At 38.1% G+C, this 22,259-nt stretch carries 22 protein-coding genes; 17 read left to right on the top strand and 5 right to left on the bottom strand.

The annotated features are described in order from the left end of the window. Genes mreC through rodA form a run of 4 tightly spaced genes read left to right on the top strand, consistent with a single transcriptional unit; the run spans position 1 to position 4,649 of the window. Positions 1-858: a rod shape-determining protein MreC gene (gene mreC, locus LO761_RS03570; protein WP_272816956.1), complete on the top strand. Its 858-nt coding sequence runs from the start codon at positions 1-3 to the stop codon at positions 856-858. A 2-nt stretch (positions 859-860) separates the two neighbouring features. Beyond that, entirely contained in the window at positions 861-1,361 is a 501-nt protein-coding gene (gene mreD / locus LO761_RS03565; RefSeq protein ID WP_272816955.1) for a rod shape-determining protein MreD, read from the top strand. Further along, on the top strand, positions 1,361-3,211 hold the full coding sequence (gene mrdA / locus LO761_RS03560; RefSeq protein ID WP_272816954.1) for a penicillin-binding protein 2: 1,851 nt from the start codon (positions 1,361-1,363) through the stop codon (positions 3,209-3,211). Before mreD ends, mrdA begins: the two co-directional genes overlap by 1 nt. Continuing rightward, positions 3,192-4,649, top strand: a complete 1,458-nt coding sequence (rodA, locus tag LO761_RS03555) for a rod shape-determining protein RodA (protein ID WP_272816953.1) — start codon at positions 3,192-3,194, stop codon at positions 4,647-4,649. The genes mrdA and rodA overlap by 20 nt, the downstream gene beginning before the upstream one ends. On the opposite strand, the gene LO761_RS03550 is transcribed toward rodA, so the two are convergent. Genes LO761_RS03550 through metF form a run of 4 tightly spaced genes read right to left on the bottom strand, consistent with a single transcriptional unit; the run spans position 4,643 to position 8,728 of the window. Further along, positions 4,643-5,194 carry a gliding motility lipoprotein GldH gene (locus tag LO761_RS03550; protein ID WP_272816952.1) on the bottom strand — a complete coding sequence of 184 codons (552 nt, stop codon included), beginning with the start codon at positions 5,192-5,194 and terminating at the stop codon, positions 4,643-4,645. The two genes, rodA and LO761_RS03550, sit on opposite strands and share 7 nt — an antisense overlap. Beyond that, a complete protein-coding gene (locus tag LO761_RS03545) occupies positions 5,103-6,635 on the bottom strand; it encodes a PSP1 domain-containing protein (RefSeq protein WP_407951541.1) in 1,533 nt (510 codons plus the stop codon). The genes LO761_RS03550 and LO761_RS03545 overlap by 92 nt, the downstream gene beginning before the upstream one ends. Positions 6,636-6,644: 9 nt before the next feature. Then, positions 6,645-7,772, bottom strand: coding sequence for a DNA polymerase III subunit (locus LO761_RS03540; protein WP_272816950.1), 1,128 nt, complete (start codon positions 7,770-7,772; stop codon positions 6,645-6,647). A 2-nt stretch (positions 7,773-7,774) separates the two neighbouring features. Then, on the bottom strand, positions 7,775-8,728 hold the full coding sequence (metF, locus tag LO761_RS03535; protein WP_272816949.1) for a methylenetetrahydrofolate reductase [NAD(P)H]: 954 nt from the start codon (positions 8,726-8,728) through the stop codon (positions 7,775-7,777). A gap of 931 nt (positions 8,729-9,659) precedes the next feature. Here metF and purB point away from each other — a divergent pair. The 4 genes from purB to LO761_RS03515 all read left to right on the top strand — a co-directional run bounded on the left by purB (position 9,660) and on the right by LO761_RS03515 (position 14,478). Continuing rightward, positions 9,660-11,006 (top strand): adenylosuccinate lyase, encoded by a 1,347-nt coding sequence (purB, locus tag LO761_RS03530; protein ID WP_272816948.1) that lies wholly within the window; start codon positions 9,660-9,662, stop codon positions 11,004-11,006. Positions 11,007-11,064: 58 nt separating this feature from the next. Further along, on the top strand, positions 11,065-12,408 hold the full coding sequence (locus tag LO761_RS03525; RefSeq protein ID WP_272816947.1) for a pseudouridine synthase: 1,344 nt from the start codon (positions 11,065-11,067) through the stop codon (positions 12,406-12,408). Between the two features lie 28 nt (positions 12,409-12,436). Continuing rightward, positions 12,437-13,828, top strand: a complete 1,392-nt coding sequence (gene asnS / locus LO761_RS03520; protein ID WP_272817007.1) for an asparagine--tRNA ligase — start codon at positions 12,437-12,439, stop codon at positions 13,826-13,828. A 161-nt stretch (positions 13,829-13,989) separates the two neighbouring features. Further along, a complete protein-coding gene (locus tag LO761_RS03515; RefSeq protein ID WP_272816946.1) occupies positions 13,990-14,478 on the top strand; it encodes a DUF4488 domain-containing protein in 489 nt (162 codons plus the stop codon). On the opposite strand, the gene LO761_RS03510 is transcribed toward LO761_RS03515, so the two are convergent. Next, positions 14,471-15,169 carry a phosphatase PAP2 family protein gene (locus LO761_RS03510; RefSeq protein ID WP_272816945.1) on the bottom strand — a complete coding sequence of 233 codons (699 nt, stop codon included), beginning with the start codon at positions 15,167-15,169 and terminating at the stop codon, positions 14,471-14,473. The two genes, LO761_RS03515 and LO761_RS03510, sit on opposite strands and share 8 nt — an antisense overlap. Before the next feature lie 382 nt (positions 15,170-15,551). Here LO761_RS03510 and thiD point away from each other — a divergent pair, with 382 nt between their 5' ends. The 9 genes from thiD (at position 15,552) to tsf (ending at position 22,225) form a co-directional block, all read left to right on the top strand. After that, the gene (gene thiD / locus LO761_RS03505) at positions 15,552-16,637 is read left to right on the top strand and encodes a bifunctional hydroxymethylpyrimidine kinase/phosphomethylpyrimidine kinase (protein WP_272816944.1); all 1,086 of its coding nucleotides are present in this window, start codon (positions 15,552-15,554) and stop codon (positions 16,635-16,637) included. Between the two features lie 14 nt (positions 16,638-16,651). Beyond that, positions 16,652-17,527, top strand: coding sequence for a pyridoxal 5'-phosphate synthase lyase subunit PdxS (gene pdxS, locus LO761_RS03500; protein WP_272816943.1), 876 nt, complete (start codon positions 16,652-16,654; stop codon positions 17,525-17,527). Between the two features lie 19 nt (positions 17,528-17,546). Further along, on the top strand, positions 17,547-18,110 hold the full coding sequence (gene pdxT / locus LO761_RS03495) for a pyridoxal 5'-phosphate synthase glutaminase subunit PdxT (RefSeq protein WP_272816942.1): 564 nt from the start codon (positions 17,547-17,549) through the stop codon (positions 18,108-18,110). A 174-nt stretch (positions 18,111-18,284) separates the two neighbouring features. Further along, complete coding sequence (locus LO761_RS03490) at positions 18,285-18,860, top strand: zeta toxin family protein (RefSeq protein WP_272816941.1); 576 nt, start codon at positions 18,285-18,287, stop codon at positions 18,858-18,860. Further along, positions 18,850-19,077 carry a hypothetical protein gene (locus LO761_RS03485; protein ID WP_272816940.1) on the top strand — a complete coding sequence of 76 codons (228 nt, stop codon included), beginning with the start codon at positions 18,850-18,852 and terminating at the stop codon, positions 19,075-19,077. The genes LO761_RS03490 and LO761_RS03485 overlap by 11 nt, the downstream gene beginning before the upstream one ends. Before the next feature lie 204 nt (positions 19,078-19,281). Further along, positions 19,282-19,743 (top strand): 50S ribosomal protein L13, encoded by a 462-nt coding sequence (rplM, locus tag LO761_RS03480; protein ID WP_272816939.1) that lies wholly within the window; start codon positions 19,282-19,284, stop codon positions 19,741-19,743. A 6-nt stretch (positions 19,744-19,749) separates the two neighbouring features. Then, positions 19,750-20,136, top strand: coding sequence for a 30S ribosomal protein S9 (gene rpsI / locus LO761_RS03475; protein WP_272816938.1), 387 nt, complete (start codon positions 19,750-19,752; stop codon positions 20,134-20,136). Between the two features lie 120 nt (positions 20,137-20,256). Next, complete coding sequence (gene rpsB, locus LO761_RS03470; RefSeq protein ID WP_272816937.1) at positions 20,257-21,099, top strand: 30S ribosomal protein S2; 843 nt, start codon at positions 20,257-20,259, stop codon at positions 21,097-21,099. 130 nt (positions 21,100-21,229) lie between these two features. Continuing rightward, positions 21,230-22,225: a translation elongation factor Ts gene (gene tsf / locus LO761_RS03465; RefSeq protein WP_272816936.1), complete on the top strand. Its 996-nt coding sequence runs from the start codon at positions 21,230-21,232 to the stop codon at positions 22,223-22,225. The last annotated feature ends 34 nt before the right edge of the window (positions 22,226-22,259 follow it).

Below are 22,259 nucleotides of genomic sequence, written 5' to 3'. Positions count from 1 at the left end.
ATGCACAATCTGCTTGATTTCCTGATAAAGTATAAACACTGGTTTCTCTTTTTTATTTTAGAGATGATCAGTTTTATGCTGTTGTTTCGATTCAACGGCTATCAGGGAAGCGTGTTTTTCACTTCGGCGAATGCAGTAACCGGTATTGTGTATGAGGTCGCTGATAATGTAAAAGGCTACTTTCATCTGAAATCAATCAATTCAGATTTGGTCAATAAAAATGTTGAGTTGGAAATTCAAATGCAGCAACTGAAAGAGGCGTATGAAAAACTTATTGCAGATACGGCTTTTGTAGAGAAAATGAAACGGAATGCCTTGATGGATTATGATCTTATCAAGGCAAATGTTATTAATAATAGTATCAATTACTCACATAACTATTTGACAATCGATAAAGGACAGTCGGATGGTGTGTTTCCGGAAATGGGAGTTGTTGGTGGCAACGGAGTCGTTGGCATCGTTTATAAGACTTCAGCGCATTATGCGGTAGTTATTCCTGTTTTAAATGCAAAGAGTAGCATCAGCTGTAAAATTGAGCGAAGTGATTATTTCGGGTTCTTGAAATGGAATGGCGGATCAACAGAATATGCTTATATCAGGGATCTTCCTCGCCATGCTATATTTGAATTGGGTGATACCATTGTGACAAGTGGACATAGTTCTATCTTCCCTTCCGGTATACCTGTTGGCACTATTGATGATATAGGAGATAGTGATGATGGACTTTCGTACATGTTGAAGGTTAGATTGTTTATTGATTTTGCCCGATTAAATGAAGTTAGGGTAATTTCAAGAAAAACAGGTTTAGAACAAGAGAAGTTGGAAGAAGAAGTTAGGAAAGCGGACGAGAATCAGTAAAGATGTTGGTGGTATTGGAAAATATGGTGTGGTTTGTTGGTCTGGTATTGTTACAGGTATTGGTATTGAGCCATGTACATATCTTAGGTTATGCCACGCCTTTCTTTTTTATCTACTTTCTGTTAAGATATGATTCCGGGGTAGGAAGAAGTACTCTTATGCTCTGGGGATTCTTTTTAGGTCTCTTTATTGATATATTCTGTAATACTCCGGGTATTAACGCGGCAGCTGCTACATTGATGGCTTTTGTTCGTGGACCGATAATTCGATTGGTAACATTGAAGGAGATGGAAGAGAATTTTGCTCCGAGTATTCCATCAATGGGATTTTCTTCGTATTTTAAATATGTATTGATTTGTACATTAATTTTTTGTTGTGTAGTGGAAATGATGGAAACGTTTTCATTTTTCAACTGGCAGCAATTAGGATTAAGAATTATATCAGACCTTGCTATTACCTTAGTTTGCATATTCTGTGCTGAGGCTATAAGGAGGAGAAAATAGTGGAAAAGGGCTTTGATCTTGAGAAACGGAAGTATATCATAGGTGGAGCGATAGTATTGGTTGTATTGCTTTACCTTCTTCGTCTTTTTGCTTTACAGATTATGAGTACCGACTATAAGAAGAATGCAGATAGTAATGCATTCTTGCATCAAACACAATATCCGAGTCGCGGTATTATTTATGATAGAAACGATAGTTTGTTGGTTTATAACCAGCCGGCATACGATGTGACTGTGGTCATGAAAGAGGTAACTCATTTGGATACACTCGACTTTTGTAAAACATTAAAGATTTCTCCGGATTATCTGAAACGTCGTTTAAGAGACATCAAAGACCGGCACTTGAATCCCGGTTACACACCATATACTCATCAGGTTTTAATGACTCAGCTATCGGCTGAAGAATGTGCGGTTCTTCAAGAAAAATTGTTTCAATTTCCTGGTTTTTATATTCAGCAAAGAACAATTCGGCAATATAATTTTAATTCCGCAGCTCATGTATTGGGTGATATAGGTGAAGTATCGAAGAGCGATATTGAAGCAGATGATTATTATGTGCAGGGGGACTTTATAGGAAAGATAGGAGTAGAGCGTTCATATGAAAAGCAATTGCGTGGAGAAAAAGGAGTAGAAATATTGCTTCGTGATGCACGTGGAAGAATTCAAGGCCGTTATCAGGATGGTAAATATGATATTACTCCTATTCCCGGAAAAAATCTTCGACTGAGTATAGACATAAACTTACAAATGCTGGGAGAGCGTTTGCTGGAAGGAAAGATTGGAAGCATTGTAGCTATAGAGCCAAAGACAGGAGAAATTCTCTGTATGGTTTCTTCTCCTTCGTATGATCCACATTTGATGGTAGGTCGTCCCAGAGGAAGGAATCACATGATGCTTTCACAAGATCCTTGGAAACCATTGCTCAATCGTGCTATTATGGGAACATATCCTCCGGGTTCTACGTTCAAACCATCGCAAGCTTTGGCTTTTTTGCAGGAAGGTATTATCACTTCCGAGACTGCTTACCCTTGTTATCATGGATTCGTTTATGCGGGTTTAAGAGTGGGCTGTCATGGGCATCCGTCTCCTTTATCTTTGGTGCCGGCTATAGCGACATCATGTAACGGTTATTTTTGTTGGGGACTTTATCACATGATAGGTGCTCGGAAAAAATATGGCTCTGTGCAAAAAGCCATGTCTACTTGGCGGGATTATATGGTATCTATGGGATATGGATATCCGTTAGGAGTGGACTTGCCCGGTGAGAAACGTGGTATGATACCGAATGCCGAATATTATGATAAGTATTATAAGAAGTCATGGAACGGGCTGACCGTTATTTCTATCTCCATTGGGCAGGGTGAGGTTACTGCAACTCCTTTACAGATAGCAAATTTGAGTGCGACCATTGCAAATAGAGGTTATTTTATTACCCCTCATGTTGTTAGAAAAATAGATGGCGAACCGTTGGATTCTCTTTATACTACTCGCCGTTATACGAAAGTTGAGTCAGAGTATTATGATGTTGTTGTCCAAGGAATGCGGCAGGCAGTATTAGGTGGTACTTGTAGAGGGGCAAATATTCCTGGCATTGAAGTGTGTGGAAAAACAGGTACGGCTCAGAATAGAGGAAAAGATCATTCTGCATTCATGGGATTTGCTCCGATGAATGATCCAAAGATAGCTGTTGCTGTTTATGTTGAGAATGGAGGGTTTGGAGCTCAATATGGTGTTCCTCTGGGTTCTCTTATTATAGAACAATATTTAAATGGAGAATTGTCTCCAATGAGTGAAGCAAAAGCAGCAGAATTTCAAAACAAGCGAATAGATTATGGCATACACGAAAGGTAATATGTTCAAGTCTGTTGACTGGTTTACTATTGCTCTTTATTTAGCGTTAGTAATTTTTGGCTGGTTTAGCATTTGTGGAGCCAGTTATGATTATGGTGACATAGATTTCTTTAGTTTTGATACTCGTTCAGGGAAACAAATAGTTTGGATGTCCTGTTCTTTGGGATTGGGATTCATCTTGTTGATGCTTGATGATAAATTGTATGATATATTTGCTTATCTTCTTTATGGAGTCATGATATTAATCTTGTTTGTAACACCTTTTATAGCGGATAATACAAAAGGTTCGTATTCATGGTTAAAATTGGGGAGTATCAGTATACAGCCGGCAGAATTTGCGAAGTTCGCGACAGCTTTAGCATTAGCGAAGTTTATGTCGAAATATAATTATTCTATGCAGAAAGTGAAAGATATAGGTATCACCTTAGCATTATTCCTCGTCCCAATGGCATTGATTGTAATGCAGAGAGAGACAGGTTCTGCACTTGTTTATCTTGCTTTCTTTTTAATGTTATATCGGGAAGGAATGCCTGGTGTATTTCTCTTTGCGGGAATTTGCGCAGTTATATTCTTTGTTGTTGGCATTCGTTTCGGTGATGAACTGATGCCGGATCGAATTACATCTATTGGCCATTTTTCTGTTTTGGCAATGATTACTGCTTTAACTCCTATTCTGATTTACGTATATAGTTTTAGTAAACAAGAGTTAGCTCGTAATCTCTTTTTCTTAGGAATCGGATTAACGTTATTGGCACTATTATTTTCTTTATATGTAATACCTTTTAATATAACTTATTTCCAATTACCTCTTATTTTCTGCTTGGCTATATACTTGTTATTTATTTCTCTTCGGGATAGATTATGGCCGTTGGCTTTAGTATGTGTTTTCGCTGTTGGGTCTGTAGCTTTTCTATATTCTGCCGATTATGTTTTTGATAAGATGTTGGAGCCACATCAACAGGTCCGCATTAAAGTTGTATTAGGTATGGAGGACGATCCGGCCGGATCAGGATATAACGTTAATCAAAGTAAAATAGCTATTGGTTCTGGTGGGCTGACCGGGAAGGGATTTTTGAAAGGGACTCAGACAAAGTTGAAATATGTGCCGGAGCAGGATACTGACTTTATTTTCTGTACGGTGGGCGAAGAAGAAGGCTTCATTGGATCGGCTGCTGTACTTCTTTTGTTTACGATACTCATACTTAGACTAATCTATCTGGCTGAGAGGCAACATACAACTTTTGGTCGAGTGTATGGGTATGCTGTTGTGAGTATTATTTTCTTTCACTTATTTATTAATATAGGTATGGTATTAGGTTTGACGCCGGTTATTGGTATACCATTACCTTTTTTTAGTTATGGAGGTTCTTCATTGTGGGGTTTTACTTTGTTGCTTTTTATCTTTTTGAGAATAGATGCAGGTCGGAGCAATCATTGATGATGTTTAATGAATAATCCTATATCACTCAATCCTTTTAGTGATTCATCACGCATATAGGGAATAATTTTAAAAACACGTACTTCTTTTTCTTCCTCTATCTCTACGTTTCTTAAATATGAAACTTTTAATTGATACAAACTGCTGATTCCTACTCCTTTCCATGTCCCATCGGGATTAGCTATGGCAAAGTGTACTTTTTCGTACTTAAACTGATTTGTTCCATCAAGATTATGCATAATGCGGAGCCATATATCTTGGTAAGGGTAGCTGCTTTTATTACGTACTCCAATAAAGACGTCATAAAAGCCTTTTTGAAATTTCTTAGGAAGGGCGAAAGTGAGCGTGTCACTATTCGTCCAACCTGCGATAGGAACAGGTTGGTACGAGTAGTATGCAATCTCTTTTTGACAGGAGAGAAAAGAAGAAAGACAAATTATAGAAAGAAGATATTTAAGCGTTCGGGCTATTACTCTCTTTCTTAGGACGTTCGCTCGGATTATGGAACCTTTCTGAAGGTTGTTTGTTATTGGATTTCGAAGCATTCGGCTTAGTGTTTTGAGTCTGATTAGACCTATTATTTGCTTGTCTGTTTTGTTGATTTTGCTGATGATCTTGTTGTTCTTGATTTCTATTTTGATAATCTCTGTTGTTGTTTCTATTTCTTGGATCGCGATTTTGATAGTTTCTTCGATTGCGGTTATCATTTCTAAAATTGCGACTATGATTAGTTGGCTGTTGAAAAGAATCGTTGCTATCGTGAGATGAACGATTTTGATTCCATTGTTTATTTTGATTATTAATGTCTTTCTGTTGAACTATCGGTTGTTGATTCCTTAAATCGTCTTCAATTTGTATCTGATTCTGTTGAGGACGATTATTATTTTTATTGCGCTTTTTCTTTTTGTTATTTCTACGGTTATCAAAACGTGTCAGGCTCTCTTGCTCAAGCAAGTCGATAGGTTTGTTTGCGTGTTTTTTTGCTTGTTCTGCAGTCTCTTCCAAAGAATCCGGCTTTTGCCCCTTTTTATTCATATTTATAATTTCAAAAGCACGAGCTACCGGTATGGTTACAGTATTGGCAAGAATTGTTTTATCAGAAGAATAGGTAATTAAACCTTTCAAAATATCAGCTTTGAAGAAGTAGAATGTACCGGTTGTGGTTTCCAATTCAATCTCTTTACTTGGCAATTTATGCTGGGCTTCAACGTACGAGTCAACTTCATAATTCAAACAACACTTCAACTTTGCACACTGACCGGCCAATTTTTGTGGATTCAGTGAAATATCTTGAATTCGAGCGGCACCGGTAGATACAGAAACAAAACTGGTCATCCATGTAGCACAGCAAAGTTCTCTGCCACATGGTCCGATTCCTCCAATTCGTCCGGCTTCTTGACGAGCACCGATTTGTTTCATTTCTATGCGGACATGAAATGTTTCAGCTAAGACTTTTATCAATTGACGGAAATCGACACGTTCATCTGCAATGTAATAGAAGATAGCTTTGTTGCCGTCGCCCTGATATTCTACATCACCAATCTTCATCTGAAGGTTTAAATTCTTGGCAATCTGTCGGGAGCGAATCATCGTATCATGCTCTTTGGCTTTTGCTTCATTATATTTTTCGATATCAACGGGTTTAACTTTTCGGTAAATACGTTTGATTTCTATATCCGGCTTTAGATTTGCCTTGCGCATTTGGAGATGGACCAAACGTCCGGTTAGCGTAACCCGTCCGATGTCATGGCCCGGATTGGCTTCTACGGCTACCACATCATCTTTCTCTAAACGAAGATGATTGCTGTTTTTATAATATCCTTTTCGGGTATTCTTGAACTGAACTTCTACCATTTCTTGTTCATCGGTATTCCCCGGAATATCAGCCAGCCAGTCGTATGTATTTAGCTGACGGTCTTGTCGCCCACACCCTTTATAGCATAGACAACTTTCACCGCAATACTTCAGTTTAAAATTATTATTTATCATATATATTTATTTCTTTCTTAACAGCATAATGATTTTCAGCGCAAAATCAAAGAAAACCATTTTTGCGTTGACGTTTCGTTCAACATGTAATGCTGCTTCATTTAGTTCCTTCATTATTTCAATAACATTTCGCTCGTTTATATAAGGAGCAAAATTCTGAGAAAACTTCTTTTCTTCTGTATTCAGATAAACCATATCCGGCTGATGGAAGTTGTAAATAAAGTCCTCTCGAACCATTCGTTGGCAGTAAGATAGAAAACTTTTTTGCCACTCTCTTCCGTAATTTGCAATCTTTTCGCTCCAATCCTTCAGCTCTTTTACTTTTTTCATATAAGCCAGCCGCGTCAGTTGGACAAAGAAATCAAAATATTCTTCATTATCTTCACTGATAGACAACGTTTCTATTGCTTTCAAGTAACTGCCTTCGGCATTATGAGCAATGGCTCTTGCGTCTGTTTCGGTTAATCCGTTTTGTAATAAGCGATTTGCAATTTCCGTTTCCGGCAGGCTATGAATATTAAATCGCTGGGTACGGCTCAGAATAGTAGGCAGCATGACTGACGGATCATCTGAAACCATTAGAAAAACAGTTTGCGAAGGTGGCTCCTCAATAACTTTCAATAGTTTATTGCTGCATTCCAAGTTCATTTTCTCGGGTAACCAGATAATGACTATCTTATATCCGCCCAGCATAGACTTAACGCTCAGCTTACGAATAATCTCATTGCTTTCCTTTACATAAATCAACGGTTGTTGATTGTCAGCCTTCATTGTGGTTAACCAATCATTCAAACTAAAATAAGGAGATTTTAGTACCATCTCACGCCATTCGTTTATATAATCATCAGATGAGAATTCCTTACTGCTTCCTTTCTTCTTGATGACCGGAAAAACATAATGAACATCCGGATGAATTAGTTTATCGAATAGCCGACAGCTCTGACATTCTCCGCATGAATCCGTATCGGTCGGATTTGTACAGCAGATGTATCGGGCATAAGCTATGGCCAAAGCAAGTTTTCCTACGCCTTGAGGACCTGTCATCAACAACGCGTGAGGGATTCGTTGTTCCTTCACTTCCTGAATCAGTCGCTGTTTCGCGGTTTGCTGTCCTATTACATCTTTAAAATACATATTTAATATATAGCTTTTGCTATCTGTTTTATACTGTCAGCTACGCCCATTGAGTAGAAGTGGATGCTTGGTACTTTATGCGCAATCAATTCTTTGCATTGACTGATGCACCATTCTATACCTAATGCTTTGGCTTCTTCATCGGTCTTACATTTAATTGCTTCCTTTGCTAATTCTTCCGGAAGATCTATCTTAAATGTCTTTGGGAGCATGTTAATCTGATTCAGATTGCTGAATGGCTTGATGCCCGGAATGATGGGAACTTCTATTCCTATTTTCTTTATCCGATCAACAAAACTGAAGAACTTTCGATTATCAAAGAACATCTGTGATACCGCGTATTCGGCTCCCGTCTCTATTTTCTTTTTTAACCAATATATATCCTGTTCCATATTCGGAGCTTCCTCATGCTTCTCCGGATAACATGACACTCCATAATGAAAAGGAGCACCTGTAACTTTGATGGGAGACCCGTCGACAAATAATCCGTTATTAAAATCATTTATTTGCCTCTCCAAATCAATGGCATGCTCATGTCCATCCGGTTCAGGAATAAATCTCGGCTGGTCTTTGGCTTTATCTCCGCGTAGAATAAGGATATCTGTTATGCCTAAGAACTGAAGGTCGAGTAACTGATATTCTGTATCTTCGCGAGTAAATCCACTGCATAAAACATGTGGAACAGTCTGTATCTTATATTTATAATGTATGGCAGCTGCTACAGCTACGGTACCCGGACGGCGACGAACACGGTTACGTTCGTAAAGGCCGTTACCCAAATCCTTATAAATATATTCGCTCCGATGGGTAGTGATATTTATGTATTTTGGATCGAATTCACGCAGCGTATCTATTGTTTGATAAAGTTTCTCTATTCCCGTTCCTTTTAACGGAGGGAGCACTTCAAACGAAAAAGCTGTGTGGTCGGTCTTCTTTATAAAATCTACTACACTCATGTTTTTTTCAATTCGTTAATAACGATTCCTTCTTAACAGAAAGTATATATAGCTTACAAAGATAAGAAAAAGATGAGAAAAGTTGAGTGGTTTATAAATTTATTTGAAGATAAGAGTACTGATTAAAATAAATTTGTGACGTTTTAAATATTAATATTTCCTTTGGTCTGTTATTGTTTTTCTCCTGCGCCATATTTAAGGTGATTCCGAAAAAATATATCAATCGGAAGATTAATTCAGGTTGTTTTGTCGTTTATTTTTATCACACAGCTTATCTGATGGTAATTTTTCAAGGTTGTTTGCGTTTTGTGTGATACAAAAGAGAAATGTTATGTAGAATCAAAAGAAGAGATAAAAGTATCCACAGAATATATTTAAACGATGTTTTTACGTTTCCGTCAGGTTCATTAAAATATATCATAAAGAGAGTTGAAAATGTGATGCGTATGAGTTGAGCTACTCATGTGGATGAATCACTCAACTTATACTGATAATTTATTTGTTTCACTTAAGTGATTCTCTCGTTTCACTGATGTGATTCACTTGTTTCACTGATGTGATTCACTTGTTTCACTGATGTGATTCACTTGTTTCACTGATGTGATTCACTTGTTTCACTGATGTGATTCACTTGTTTCACTGATGTGATTCACTTGTTTCACTGATGTGAAACAAATAAATCTTCTGATGAATACGGGAACTCATCCATATCATTTTTCATTGTTTCACGTACAACTCAGTAGCTGTTGCTTTATATTCGTCGAATTCTCCTTATTTTATGTCGTCTTGCTCGGAACCGGAGCAATCTTTTGCACCCTTTTCTCCATACTTTTTAAGTATCTTTAGTGATAAACTATGAGTGTGATTTGAAAATTTGCTTAATTTTGCAGCAAATATATCATTATTACCAATTTTAATAGCTTGAAGGCAAATGGAACTTGATATGCTTACGGCCATATCACCAGTAGATGGTCGCTATAGAGGGAAGGCGGGAGTCTTGGCCTCTTATTTCTCGGAATTCGCTTTGATTCGTTACAGAATACGCGTGGAGATAGAATATTTTATCGCGCTATGCGAATTGCCTTTGCCACAACTAAAAGACTTTGACCATGAGCGGTTTGAGACTTTACGCAATATTTATAAGAATTTCTCAGAGAAGGACGCGTCTCGTGTAAAAGAAATGGAAAGTGTGACTAATCATGATGTTAAAGCAGTGGAGTATTTCATTAAGGAACAGTTCGATCGAATGGGTGGACTGGAGAAATACAAAGAATTCATACACTTCGGATTAACTTCACAAGATATTAATAATACGTCTGTTCCTCTTTCACTGAAAGACGCGCTTAACGAAGTGTACTATCCTCAGCTTCAGGAACTAATTGATTTACTGGATGAGTATGCAGAGTGTTGGAAAGATGTTCCTATGTTGGCAAAGACTCATGGCCAGCCGGCTTCTCCGACCCGTTTGGGAAAAGAGATAAAAGTCTTCTCTTATCGTTTAATTCGTCAGATGGACGCAATGAAGCAACTTCCTGTTACTGCTAAGTTCGGTGGCGCGACAGGCAACTATAATGCTCATCATGTAGCTTATCCGGAAATTGATTGGAAAGAGTTCGGTAATAAGTTTGTCAGTGAAAAACTGGGAATGGAGCGTGAACAGTATACTACTCAGATTTCGAATTATGATAGTTTGGGCGCTATTTTTGATGCCATGAAACGTATTAATACAGTTATGATTGATATGAATCGTGACTTTTGGATGTACATTTCAATGGAATATTTCAAGCAAAAGATTAAGGAAGGTGAAGTAGGGTCGAGTGCCATGCCTCATAAAGTGAATCCTATTGATTATGAGAATGCGGAAGGTAATCTGGGATTGGCAAACGCTATTTTGAACCATTTGTCACAGAAGTTGCCGATATCCCGTTTGCAACGTGATTTGACCGATTCCACAGTACTTCGTAACATCGGTGTTCCTATGGGACATACTATCATCGCAATTAAGAGCACCTTAAAGGGATTACATAAATTGCTATTGAATGAGAAAAAGATTAATGAGGACTTGGACAACTGCTGGAGTGTGGTAGCTGAAGCGATTCAAACTATTCTTCGCCGTGAAGGTTATCCGCGTCCTTATGAGGCTTTGAAAGCTTTGACACGAACGAATAATGTAATTACTAAAGAATCTATTCAGAATTTTATTAATTCTTTGACCGTGAGTGAGAATGTAAAAGAAGAGTTGCGTGCCATTACACCACACAACTATACAGGTATTTGATTTTTTAATCTTAACAACAACGCCCGAGAGGGCTTTTCCGAATTTTAATTTTAAAGCCATGAGTACAGAAAATGAAGACAGACTTACGCAGTCTGAAAATGATGAAAATCAGAGTCAAGGTCAGAATGTAAACCGTGAAGGTGGCTATCGTCCAAGGACAAACGGTTACAATCCAAATTACAATCGTGACAATCGTCAGAGACCTTATCGCCCATATAATCAAAACGGACAGCAAGGAGGATATAATCGTTACAACAATTATGATCGTCCGCGCCGTCCACGTTTCACTCCCAATAATGGTGATAATGAAGATGACGGGCAGCAACGTTCGTATCGCAGAGTAAATAGCTATAATCCAAATTTTAATAATGGTGGTGAAGGTCAGCAAAGATCGTATCGACCACGTACCAATAGCTATAACAGACAGGGCAATTATAATAGTGGTCAGCCCGGAGGTTATTCTCCTCGTTATAATAATGGCAGTGATGACCAGCAAGGAATGCGTCCGCATCGTCAACGTATTAACGATGGATATAATCAAGGGTATAGGCAGGGACGTCCGAACAATCGTTATCAACAAGGAGGAGGCCGTAGCTTCCGCCCTCATACAGCCGACTATAATCCTAATGCAAAATATAGTATGAAGAAACGAATTGAGTACAAGGAGCTTCTTGCTGATCCGAATGAACCGATTCGTTTGAATAAATATTTAGCAAATGCAGGTATTTGTTCTCGTCGTGAAGCAGATGAGTACATCACGCAGGGTGCTGTATCTGTAAATGGTGTAGTCGTAACAGAGTTAGGAACTAAAGTGCTTCGCTCTGACGAAGTTAAATTCCATGATCAAAGAGTTCGTATCGAGCATAAAGTATATATATTATTGAATAAACCAAAAGATACTGTCACAACTTCGGAAGATCCACAAGAACGTAAGACGGTTATGGATCTGGTTCGGAATGCTTGTCCTGAGCGTATTTATCCGGTAGGTCGACTCGATCGTAATACCACAGGTGTTTTACTTCTTACTAATGATGGAGATTTGGCTTCAAAACTGACTCATCCGAAATTCCAAAAAAAGAAAATTTATCAGGTTACACTTGACAAACCTTTGGACGAAGAAGATTTGGAAAAGATTAAAACTGGTATTGAATTGGAAGATGGAGAGATCCATGCTGATGACATAAACTTTCCTAAATTGGAAGATAAGAAAATAGTAGGAATTGAAATTCATTCAGGACGTAACCGTATTGTTCGTCGAATATTTGAAGCTGTTGGATATAAAGTATATAAGTTGGATCGTGTCTATTTCGCTGGTTTGACAAAGAAAGGCCTGCGTCGTGGAGATTGGAGATTTCTTACTGAACAAGAAGTAAGTATACTTCACATGGGATCTTTTGAATAATTAAGAGAAAGGAATTTTAATGGAGGAAATTCGTAGAACAAAAGTTGTCGATCTGCTGAAACGTACAGATTACGGCACTATTGTTAATGTAAAAGGATGGGTTCGCACCCATCGTAGTAGCAAAGCTGTTGATTTTATCGCGTTGAATGATGGTTCTACTATTAATAATGTGCAGGTGGTAGTTGATACCGCGAAATTTGATGAAGAGCAGTTGAAACAGATTACAACAGGAGCTTGTATCAGTGTAAAAGGTAAGTTGGTCGAGAGTGTTGGTTCCGGGCAAAGCTCAGAGGTGCAATGTGAGGACATTGAGATTTATGGCTTGTGCGGAAGTGATTACCCTATGCAAAAGAAGGGACAAAGTTTTGAATATATGCGTCAATATGCTCATCTCCGCCTTCGTACCAATACTTTTGGCGCTGTATTTCGCATTCGTCATCACATGGCTATTGCAATACATCGTTATTTTCATGAACACGGATTCTATTACTTTAACACTCCTTTGATTACAGCAAGTGACGCAGAAGGCGCAGGTGAAATGTTTCAGGTTACTACCTTGGATTTAGATCGTATCGCAAAAGAAGGACAAGTAGATTATGAACGTGATTTCTTTGGAAAGGAAACGAGTTTGACTGTCAGTGGGCAATTAGAAGGGGAACTTGGCGCTACTGCATTAGGCGCTATATATACCTTTGGACCGACATTTCGTGCGGAGAATAGCAATACACCTCGTCACTTAGCGGAATTTTGGATGATAGAGCCGGAAGTTGCTTTTCTTGATAAAGAAGGTTTAATGGACCTTGAGGAAGATTTTATTAAATATTGTGTTCAATGGGCGTTGGATAACTGCAAAGATGATCTGGCATTCTTAAATAAGATGATAGATAAATCATTGCTTGAGACACTTCAAAGTGTATTGAAGGAAGATTTCGTTCGTTTACCTTATGGTGAAGGACTTAATATTCTTGAAGAGGCTCAAAAGAATGGCTATAAATTTGAATTCCCTATTACTGGTTGGGGCATGGACCTTGCCAGCGAGCATGAGCGCTATCTGGTAGAAAAACATTTTAAACGTCCGGTTATAATGACTGACTATCCAAAGGAGATAAAGGCTTTCTATATGAAGAAAAATCCGGATGGTAAGACTATGCAGGGAACGGATGTGCTTTTCCCTCGTATTGGAGAAATTATTGGCGGATCGGTTCGTGAAGAAAGTTATGCAAAATTAACTGCTGAAATGAAAGAACGTGGCATGGATGAAGCTAATTATGGTTGGTATCTTGATACTCGCCGATATGGTTCTTGTCCTCATGCAGGATTTGGACTTGGTTTTGAGCGGTTGATTCTGTTTGTTACAGGTATGGCCAATATTCGTGATGTTATTCCATTCCCACGAACACCGAAAAATGCTGAATTCTGATATGGCTGATAGTCTAAATCAGAGGTTGAATTAATGAATATAAAATCAGGCAAATTTTAATTTGCTTGATTTTTTTTGTTTAAAACCTTTGAAAGTTAGAAAAAAATGTTATATTTGTCCATAGAGAACTTTTGATATTAGTTAACTAAAAATGTAATGCTATGAAACAATTTTCTCATTTCTTATTTGTGTTGATTCTTTTATTGGCAGGATCAGTTAGTGTAATGGGACAAAAGCACAGTAAGCCGGACATTCGTGGTATATGGCAGATGTGTTTCTATGTATCAAGCAATCAGGATATGGTTGGTGAATTGAAGCCGAGCAATTCATTTAAGATGTTAACGGATAACGGAAGGTTTATAAATATGACCGTTATTCCGAATCACGGCGCTATTATTATTGGTGAAGGAAAATATAAAGTGAACTCTGACAGTGTTTATACAGAGCATGTGGAGAAAAGTATTGATTTACCACAGTTGTCAGGTGCGGATAATGTGCTTCATTTCTCCTTGAAAGATAGCAATGAACTGATGGTTCTGAAGTATTTTATTGCAAAAGATAATAATGGCAATGATATTAATTCTTGGGTTTATGAGACTTGGAAGAAGGTAGAAATGCCTTTGAGAGTGCCTCAAGATTTGGTCAGATAACACCTGTAAGCGCTAATATGGGAATGTTAAAGCCAATTCGCTCTAAGCATGCGAGGAGCGTAAGAATCCCCATTATGGTTAGTCCGGTATAAGGTATTAAATTAATATATTTTTTAGAATTGTCGTGCCGGATATTCAACAAATATTGAAAGGACAGGAATACGCAGCTTGCTATTGTTATTCCAATTATTGCGCCTACAAAAATGTCTCCGGGGTAGTGAACTCCTAAATATATTCTGCTATATGAATGGATAGCTGCCCACGAGAACATAAACAGTGCCATGCGTTTTCTTCGAAATAGAAGATATGTCAACATTGCTAATCCAAAGGAATTGGCAGCGTGGCATGACGGAAAACCATAATGGCCACCACGATACCCGTTTATAATATGAACAAATTGCCAGATAGGACTTTCCATATTGGCTGGACGTGGGCGGCAAATAAGATGTCGTAGAAAATTGCCACAAAAGAAATCGCTAATGGCAAAATTAATGAAGAACATAGCTATAAGAAATAACTGTAAATGATGCGATTTATACTTTTTCAGTATGACATATAAGAAAATAGTGTACATGGGAATCCATATAAACTTTTCTGAGACAAACCACATTAGTGAGTTGAAAAAGGAATTGTGGAATCCATTCAGCCATAAAAATAAGTTGGTATCTATCTGCTGTAAATAATCGATCATCTTCTTCTAACAATTTGAGAGGCAAAGATAATGCTTAATTCTGTAGAAAGTCTGAATTAATAAAAGTTTTTTTTGAAACTACCTATAATAGCATTGTTTTCATGCATTAGAATGTGGAAAGAAATATGGTTGAGTTTCCGTATTCTTCATAATATTCATTTAGTAATGCGTATGAGTCGGGTGATTCATACGTATTACTTTTATCAGTCTCTTTATAGCGCATTGAGCATATCAGCATATATTTTCATGTTGCAAGTTTTTTAATTGAGTTATAAAAAGATGTTGTATTTTAATGCCTATTATTTGTCAAAATGAGAACTTGATTTTTTTATTTCTGTTTTTTCTGTTTTCTTTGTTTTAAAAAGGAAAGATGTCTATGAATATGAATAACAAAACACTTCCCGTCCTGACAATTACCGGTTCCGATAGTACCGGTGGATCAGGTGTTCAAGCAGATATAAAGACTATTACAGCCTTGGGAGGTTATGCTGTTTCGGCTATTACTTCAGTGACAGTTCAGAACACGTTAGGTATTCAGGAGTTTTTTGATTTGCCATCAGCCATTGTTGTTGGACAGATTGAAGCTATTATTGATGATATTCAGCCGGTTGCTGTTAAAATCGGTATGGTTAGGAGTGTTGATGTCGTTGATGCTATCACATTAGCTCTTACTCGTCATAATCCGAAGTGTATTGTTTATGATCCGATAGTAGTGTCAAGTAGAAATGATCAATTAATGTCACCGGACGTAATTAGCCGTATTAAAGCACAGTTCCTTAAACTATGTACATTAGTGGTTGTCAACAGGCAAGCCGCATCTCATTTCCTTAATAAAAAGGTGGAGAATGTAGGGGAAATGACTGCTTGTGCTAAAGAATTTTTAAAATATGGTAGTGAAGCGGTATTGTTTCAAGAAGGACATACTTCGGAAGAAACGGCAACAGATGTGCTGCTGATTAAGGGAGTGAAGGAACCATCTTATATCTCTTATCCTTCAGCGACAGAGTCAATGCATGGCATCGGAGGAACACTTTCATCTGCTATTGCCACTTATTTGGCTCAAGGTTTTACCATTTCGGAATCGGTAGAAAAAGCAAAAACATATATTCGTCAGCAATATGTATTGGCTGGGAATTTGGAAGGTCGAGGCAGTGAACTCTATAATGAGTTCATTAGTCTTATTACTTTAAATAGTCAAAGAAGTAGTGATGTGCGTTATTATGCTGATCAGTTGAATGTTACCTCACGTTATCTTGCTCAGGTTACGAAACGATTAGCAGGGAAAACACCGAAGATGCTGATTGACGATTATTTATTGAATCAGGCAGAGGGACTATTGAGTGGTAGTAATAAGACTGTACAGGAAATAGCATACGATTTGGGTTTTAGCTCTCAGGCACATTTTACCAAGTTCTTTAAAAAAGCGAGAAATATTACACCAAGAGAATTTAGAAATAAATCAAATTAAAAAGAAATAGAATTATGAAAGAAGACAGACAATCATTGAATCGAAATTTGGCTCAGATGTTAAAAGGTGGAGTTATTATGGATGTTACTACTCCGGAACAGGCAAAGATAGCACAAGATGCAGGTGCATGTGCAGTGATGGCATTAGAACGCATTCCTGCAGACATTCGCGCCGCAGGCGGAGTGTCAAGAATGAGTGATCCGAAGATGATTAAAGGTATTCAAGGAGCTGTATCTATTCCTGTAATGGCAAAGTGTCGTATTGGCCATTTTGTTGAGGCTCAAATTCTTCAAGCTATTCAAATAGATTATATTGACGAAAGTGAAGTCCTTTCACCGGCAGATGATGTATATCATATAGACAAGACAAAGTTTGATGTTCCATTTGTTTGTGGAGCAAAGAACTTAGGAGAAGCACTTCGTCGCATAGCAGAAGGTGCTACGATGATTCGTACGAAAGGAGAACCCGGAACAGGTGATGTAATACAGGCTGTTCGTCATATAAGATTGATTCAAAGTGAAATTCGCCGTATTGCTTCCTTAAGCGAAAATGAAGTTTATGAAGCTGCCAAGCAATTGGGGGCACCCTATGATTTGGTCCTTTTCGTTCATCAACAAGGAAAGTTGCCTGTAGTAAATTTTGCGGCAGGTGGTGTGGCTACTCCTGCTGATGCGGCATTAATGATGCAGCTTGGTGCCGAAGGTGTATTTGTCGGATCCGGTATCTTTAAGTCGGGTAATCCTGCTAAGCGTGCAGCAGCTATTGTACAAGCAGTTACTAATTATAACGATCCTGACAAGTTGGCTGAACTTTCCGAAGACTTAGGTGAAGCCATGGTGGGAATTAATGAACAGGAAATTAGTTTGTTAATGGCTGAACGTGGAAAATAGATTATACGTGATATAGTTTATGAAAAAGATTGCGGTATTGGCTCTTCAAGGAGCTTTTATTGAGCATGAGCAGAGGCTTCAACAATTAGGTGCAGAAACATTTGAGATTCGCCAATTGGATGATTGGAATCACCCCAAAGACGGATTGATTCTTCCCGGTGGGGAGAGTACAACTATGATAAAATTACTCCACGATTTGAATTTGTTTTTTCCTATCCGTGATGCCATATTAGGAGGATTGCCGGTTTATGGAACATGTGCAGGATTAATATTATTAGCCAAAGAGGTGGAAGAAGAACCTGCAGATCGTTTGGCGACTATGGATGTTACTGTGAAACGTAATGCCTATGGGCGTCAGTTGGGAAGTTTCCATACAGTTGCTTCTGTTAAAGGGATAGGTGATATACCTATGACATTTATCCGAGCTCCTTATATAAATAAGGTAGGGAATAATGTTGACATACTTTCTATTGTTAATGGACATATTGTTGCTGCTCAACAAGAAAATCAGTTAGTAACTTCATTTCATCCGGAACTTGACTCTGAGGTTTCTGTTCATCAATATTTTCTTGATATGATTTAAATTAATATTACATAAGAAAGGTGGAGAGACTGTAATAGTTTTCTCTCCATTTTTTTGCACATAAAATCATAACATGTGCACATTTTAACACTTTTACACGTTTCTAATTTGGAAAGCATTTTAGGAATTATTTATTTTGTAGCCTGATATTGTATTGTGTAAAAAGGGAAATGAATGGCTACACTATATATCATTGCCGGTTGTAATGGCGCAGGGAAAACTACAGCATCCTATTCGGTTTTACCGGAAATTTTAGGATGTCGCGAATTTGTCAATGCTGATGAAATCGCCAAGGGGCTTTCCCCGTTCAATCCCTCAAGTGTTGCTATTCAGGCAGGTCGACTGATGATACAAAGGATCATGGGGTTGCTAACATCTGGAGAAACATTCTCTGTTGAGACCACATTATCTACACGTTCTTATCTTAGCTTGATTAAACAGGCTCAAGAAAAGGGATATACAGTGAGTCTGATTTATTTTTGGCTTAATTCCCCGGAATTAGCAATAGAACGAGTAAGACAGAGGGTGGCCAATGGAGGGCATGATATACCTCCATTAGTTGTTCGAAGACGTTATCGGTCCGGTTTGGAAAACCTTTTTAAAATTTATATGCCTTGTGTTGATTATTGGATGCTTGCAGATAATAGTAATACTCCTCGAGTAATTGTTGCAGACGCATTTCGAAAAGGCGATGAGATTAATATTTATGATAAAAATTTGTTTAATCAAATAAAGCGATATGTCAACTAAAGAAGATTATCAGGAATTTAGCAATAAGCTTCGCTATGGATTGGAAGTGGCAGAGCGTCAGCTTATTGAAGACACAGCTCGTCGTGATGGTGAGTTGTGTTACGGTAGTTCTGATGGAAAGGTTATACATGTACCGGCATCCAAAGTGTTGAGTGAAAGGAACAGTGGTATTGCTCGTCCAAAAGATGAACCTGTTGATGGCACATGGTTCCGTTAAATAACTTTTAAGCTGTTGGTTTTTCTAAAACATCAAAAAAAAACTGATTTTGTTTGTCAGTTAAAAGAAAAGCCGTACTTTTGCAAGCCGATTATTATCAAAAGAATAAAAGAAAAATCTGGCACTACGATTATTCGGTCCGGGGATAATTGTAGGAGTCGGAAAATTGTTTTTTAGTAGTTAACATTAAAAAGAATTTTTAAAGTGGATACTTTAAGTTACAAAACTATTTCTGCAAACAAACAGACAGTTCATAAAGAATGGGTTGTTGTTGATGCAACGGATCAGATCTTAGGTCGTTTCGGTTCGAAAGTTGCAAAATTGTTGAGAGGAAAGTACAAACCAGATTACACCCCTCACGTTGACTGCGGTGACAATGTGATTGTCATTAACGCGGATAAGATTAAAATGACCGCCGATAAAATGCATACTCATGTATATGTTCGTTACACAGGTTATCCTGGTGGTCAGCGCGAATCAACTCCTGCAAGTATTTTAGCAAAACCAAATGGTGCAAGAGAGTTAGTAACAAGAGTTGTTAGAGGCATGCTCCCTAAAACTCGTTTAGGCGACAGAATCATTAGAAATCTGTACGTTTATGGTGGTAGTGAGCACAATCAGATTGCTCAGAACCCCAAATCAATTGACATTAATACACTTAAATAATATAGAATGGAAGTAGTAAATGCATTGGGTAGACGAAAAAGTGCAGTAGCACGTGTTTTCGTAACCGAGGGTTCAGGAAAGATTACAATTAACAAGAGAGACATTGCACAATACTTTCCATCCTCAATTCTTCAGTATGTAGTAAAACAGCCTCTGAATAAACTGGAGGTTGCTGAAAAATATGATATAAAGGTTAATCTTCAGGGTGGTGGTTTCACCGGTCAGTCGCAGGCTTTGCGTTTGGCTATTGCTCGTGCTTTGGTGAAAATCAACGCCGATGATAAAGCAGCTCTTCGTGCTGCAGGCTTTGTTACTCGTGATTCACGTGAAGTGGAGCGCAAGAAGCCGGGTCGTCCGAAGGCACGTCGTAGATTCCAGTTCAGTAAACGTTAATTATAGGATTGGAAGATTGCGTTTAGTATCTAAACTATCGGGATTCTTTATACGGACAGACTACCCGATGGCTGGTTAGAAAAACAAAAAAGAAAGTAAACGATTAAAAGAATTAATAAGATGTCAAGAACAGATTTCGATACATTATTAAAAGCAGGTTGCCACTTCGGTCATTTAAGAAGAAAATGGAATCCTGCAATGGCTCCTTATATTTTTATGGAGCGCAATGGTATTCATATCATTGATCTTAATAAAACAGTAGCTAAGGTTGATGAGGCTGCTGAAGCATTGAAACAAATCGCAAAATCAGGCAAGAAAATCCTGTTTGTCGCTACTAAAAAACAAGCTAAACAGATTGTAGCTGAGAAAGCCACTTCTGTTAATATGCCTTTTGTTATTGAACGTTGGCCGGGTGGTATGTTGACTAACTTCCCAACGATTCGTAAGGCGGTGAAAAAGATGACAAATATAGATAAGTTGACAAGTGATGGAACTTACTCAAACTTGTCTAAACGTGAAATGTTGCAGGTTACACGTCAGCGTGCTAAATTGGAAAAGAATCTTGGCTCTATTGCTGACTTGACTCGTTTGCCGGCTGCATTATTTATCGTTGACGTATTAAAAGAGAATATTGCAGTTCGTGAGGCTAATCGTTTGGGAATTCCTGTATTCGGTATTGTTGATACGAATTCAGACCCAAATCCTATTGATTTCGTTATTCCTGCAAATGATGATGCTACTGATTCTGTTGGTGCTATCCTTGACGCTGTTTGTGGAGCCATCGCTGAAGGATTGGAAGAACGCAAGGCTGAAAAATTAGATCAGGAAGCTAAAGAAGAGGAGGCTCCAAAAGTTAGCAAGAAAAAATCTACGAGAGCCCGCTTAGGTAAAGCTGAGGAGGAAGCTATCAATGCTTCTAAAGCAGCTGCCTTTATGAAAGATAAAGACGAAGAAGAGGCTTAACACATAGTTGTTGAGAGTTGAGAGTTTGAATATGGGAGTCTACGGGCGTTTGCTGCAAACTCTTTTAATTCTCTCTCAGCTCTCAATTTATTTTGAAGATAATATTTAATTAAAAGAAAGGATATAAATTATGGCTGTTACTATAGCTGATATTACCAAGCTTCGTAAATTGACCGGAGCGGGTATGATGGATTGTAAGAAAGCTTTGGAAGCTTCGGACAATGACATCGAAAAAGCAACTGAAATTCTTCGCCAAAAGGGACAGGCTGTTGCTGCTAAACGCTCTGATCGTGATGCTTCTAATGGTTGTGTCTTGGTTAAGTCTACCGGAACATTCGCTGTGTTGGTTGCTTTGAATTGTGAAACAGACTTTGTTGCTACAAATGCTGATTTCGTGAAATTAACTCAGCAGATTATTGATGCTGCCGTTGCCAACAAGTGCAAGACGGTTGAGGAAGTTAAAGCTTTAAAGTTGAACGATAAGGATACTGTTCAGGATGCCATTGTTGCACGTAGTGGTATTACCGGTGAAAAAATGGAATTGGGTGCATACCTCACAGTTGAGGGAGAATCTGTTGCCGTATATAATCATCAAGGTAAGAACATTTTGGGCACTTTAGTTGCATTTAATAAGGTTGCTGATGAAACTGTAGCTCATCAGATTGCTATGCAAATTGCCGCTATGAATCCAATCGCTATTGATCAGGATAGTGTTTCTGAAGAAGTTAAGGAAAGAGAATTCAAGGTTGCAATTGAGAAGACGAAGGAAGAGCAGGTTGAGAAAGCTGTTCAGAATGCTTTGAAGAAAGCCGGCTATAACCTCTACATTGCCGAGAATGAAGAGCATATTGAAGAAGGCATTGAAAAGAAGGAGATTACTCAGGAGCAAGCTGACGATATTCGTAGAATTAAGAAAGAGGTTGCAGAAGAGAAAATGGCTAATCTTCCGGAACAGATGGTTCAGAACATCGCAAAGGGACGTATGGCTAAGTTCTATAAAGAAGTTTGCTTGGTTGAACAGGAAGATATTATGGATCCAAGCCAGAACATTGCTCAGTTGATGGCTAAGTCGGATAAAGAATTGAAAATAACGGCTTTCCAACGTTATACATTCCGTGCTGAATAAATTGGTGCTATTATATAAAAGAAAGAGGAACTCA

This window comes from Phocaeicola oris (assembly GCF_021295095.1).
Classification (GTDB): domain Bacteria; phylum Bacteroidota; class Bacteroidia; order Bacteroidales; family Bacteroidaceae; genus Phocaeicola; species Phocaeicola oris.
Note: the sequence above shows the minus strand (reverse complement) of the source record. Positions and strands in the feature narration are given on the sequence as shown.

What these genes read in the sequence shown, in the direction of transcription:
- mreC (WP_272816956.1), top strand. Translation starts at nt 1, where the DNA reads ATGCACAATCTGCTTGATTTCCTGATAAAGTATAAACACTGGTTTCTC.
- mreD (WP_272816955.1), top strand. Translation starts at nt 861, where the DNA reads ATGTTGGTGGTATTGGAAAATATGGTGTGGTTTGTTGGTCTGGTATTG.
- rodA (WP_272816953.1), top strand. Translation starts at nt 3,192, where the DNA reads ATGGCATACACGAAAGGTAATATGTTCAAGTCTGTTGACTGGTTTACT.
- LO761_RS03550 (WP_272816952.1), bottom strand. Translation starts at nt 5,194, where the DNA reads ATGCTTCGAAATCCAATAACAAACAACCTTCAGAAAGGTTCCATAATC.
- LO761_RS03540 (WP_272816950.1), bottom strand. Translation starts at nt 7,772, where the DNA reads ATGTATTTTAAAGATGTAATAGGACAGCAAACCGCGAAACAGCGACTG.
- metF (WP_272816949.1), bottom strand. Translation starts at nt 8,728, where the DNA reads ATGAGTGTAGTAGATTTTATAAAGAAGACCGACCACACAGCTTTTTCG.
- purB (WP_272816948.1), top strand. Translation starts at nt 9,660, where the DNA reads ATGGAACTTGATATGCTTACGGCCATATCACCAGTAGATGGTCGCTAT.
- LO761_RS03525 (WP_272816947.1), top strand. Translation starts at nt 11,065, where the DNA reads ATGAGTACAGAAAATGAAGACAGACTTACGCAGTCTGAAAATGATGAA.
- LO761_RS03515 (WP_272816946.1), top strand. Translation starts at nt 13,990, where the DNA reads ATGAAACAATTTTCTCATTTCTTATTTGTGTTGATTCTTTTATTGGCA.
- LO761_RS03510 (WP_272816945.1), bottom strand. Translation starts at nt 15,169, where the DNA reads ATGATCGATTATTTACAGCAGATAGATACCAACTTATTTTTATGGCTG.
- thiD (WP_272816944.1), top strand. Translation starts at nt 15,552, where the DNA reads ATGAATAACAAAACACTTCCCGTCCTGACAATTACCGGTTCCGATAGT.
- pdxS (WP_272816943.1), top strand. Translation starts at nt 16,652, where the DNA reads ATGAAAGAAGACAGACAATCATTGAATCGAAATTTGGCTCAGATGTTA.
- pdxT (WP_272816942.1), top strand. Translation starts at nt 17,547, where the DNA reads ATGAAAAAGATTGCGGTATTGGCTCTTCAAGGAGCTTTTATTGAGCAT.
- LO761_RS03490 (WP_272816941.1), top strand. Translation starts at nt 18,285, where the DNA reads ATGGCTACACTATATATCATTGCCGGTTGTAATGGCGCAGGGAAAACT.
- LO761_RS03485 (WP_272816940.1), top strand. Translation starts at nt 18,850, where the DNA reads ATGTCAACTAAAGAAGATTATCAGGAATTTAGCAATAAGCTTCGCTAT.
- rpsI (WP_272816938.1), top strand. Translation starts at nt 19,750, where the DNA reads ATGGAAGTAGTAAATGCATTGGGTAGACGAAAAAGTGCAGTAGCACGT.
- rpsB (WP_272816937.1), top strand. Translation starts at nt 20,257, where the DNA reads ATGTCAAGAACAGATTTCGATACATTATTAAAAGCAGGTTGCCACTTC.
- tsf (WP_272816936.1), top strand. Translation starts at nt 21,230, where the DNA reads ATGGCTGTTACTATAGCTGATATTACCAAGCTTCGTAAATTGACCGGA.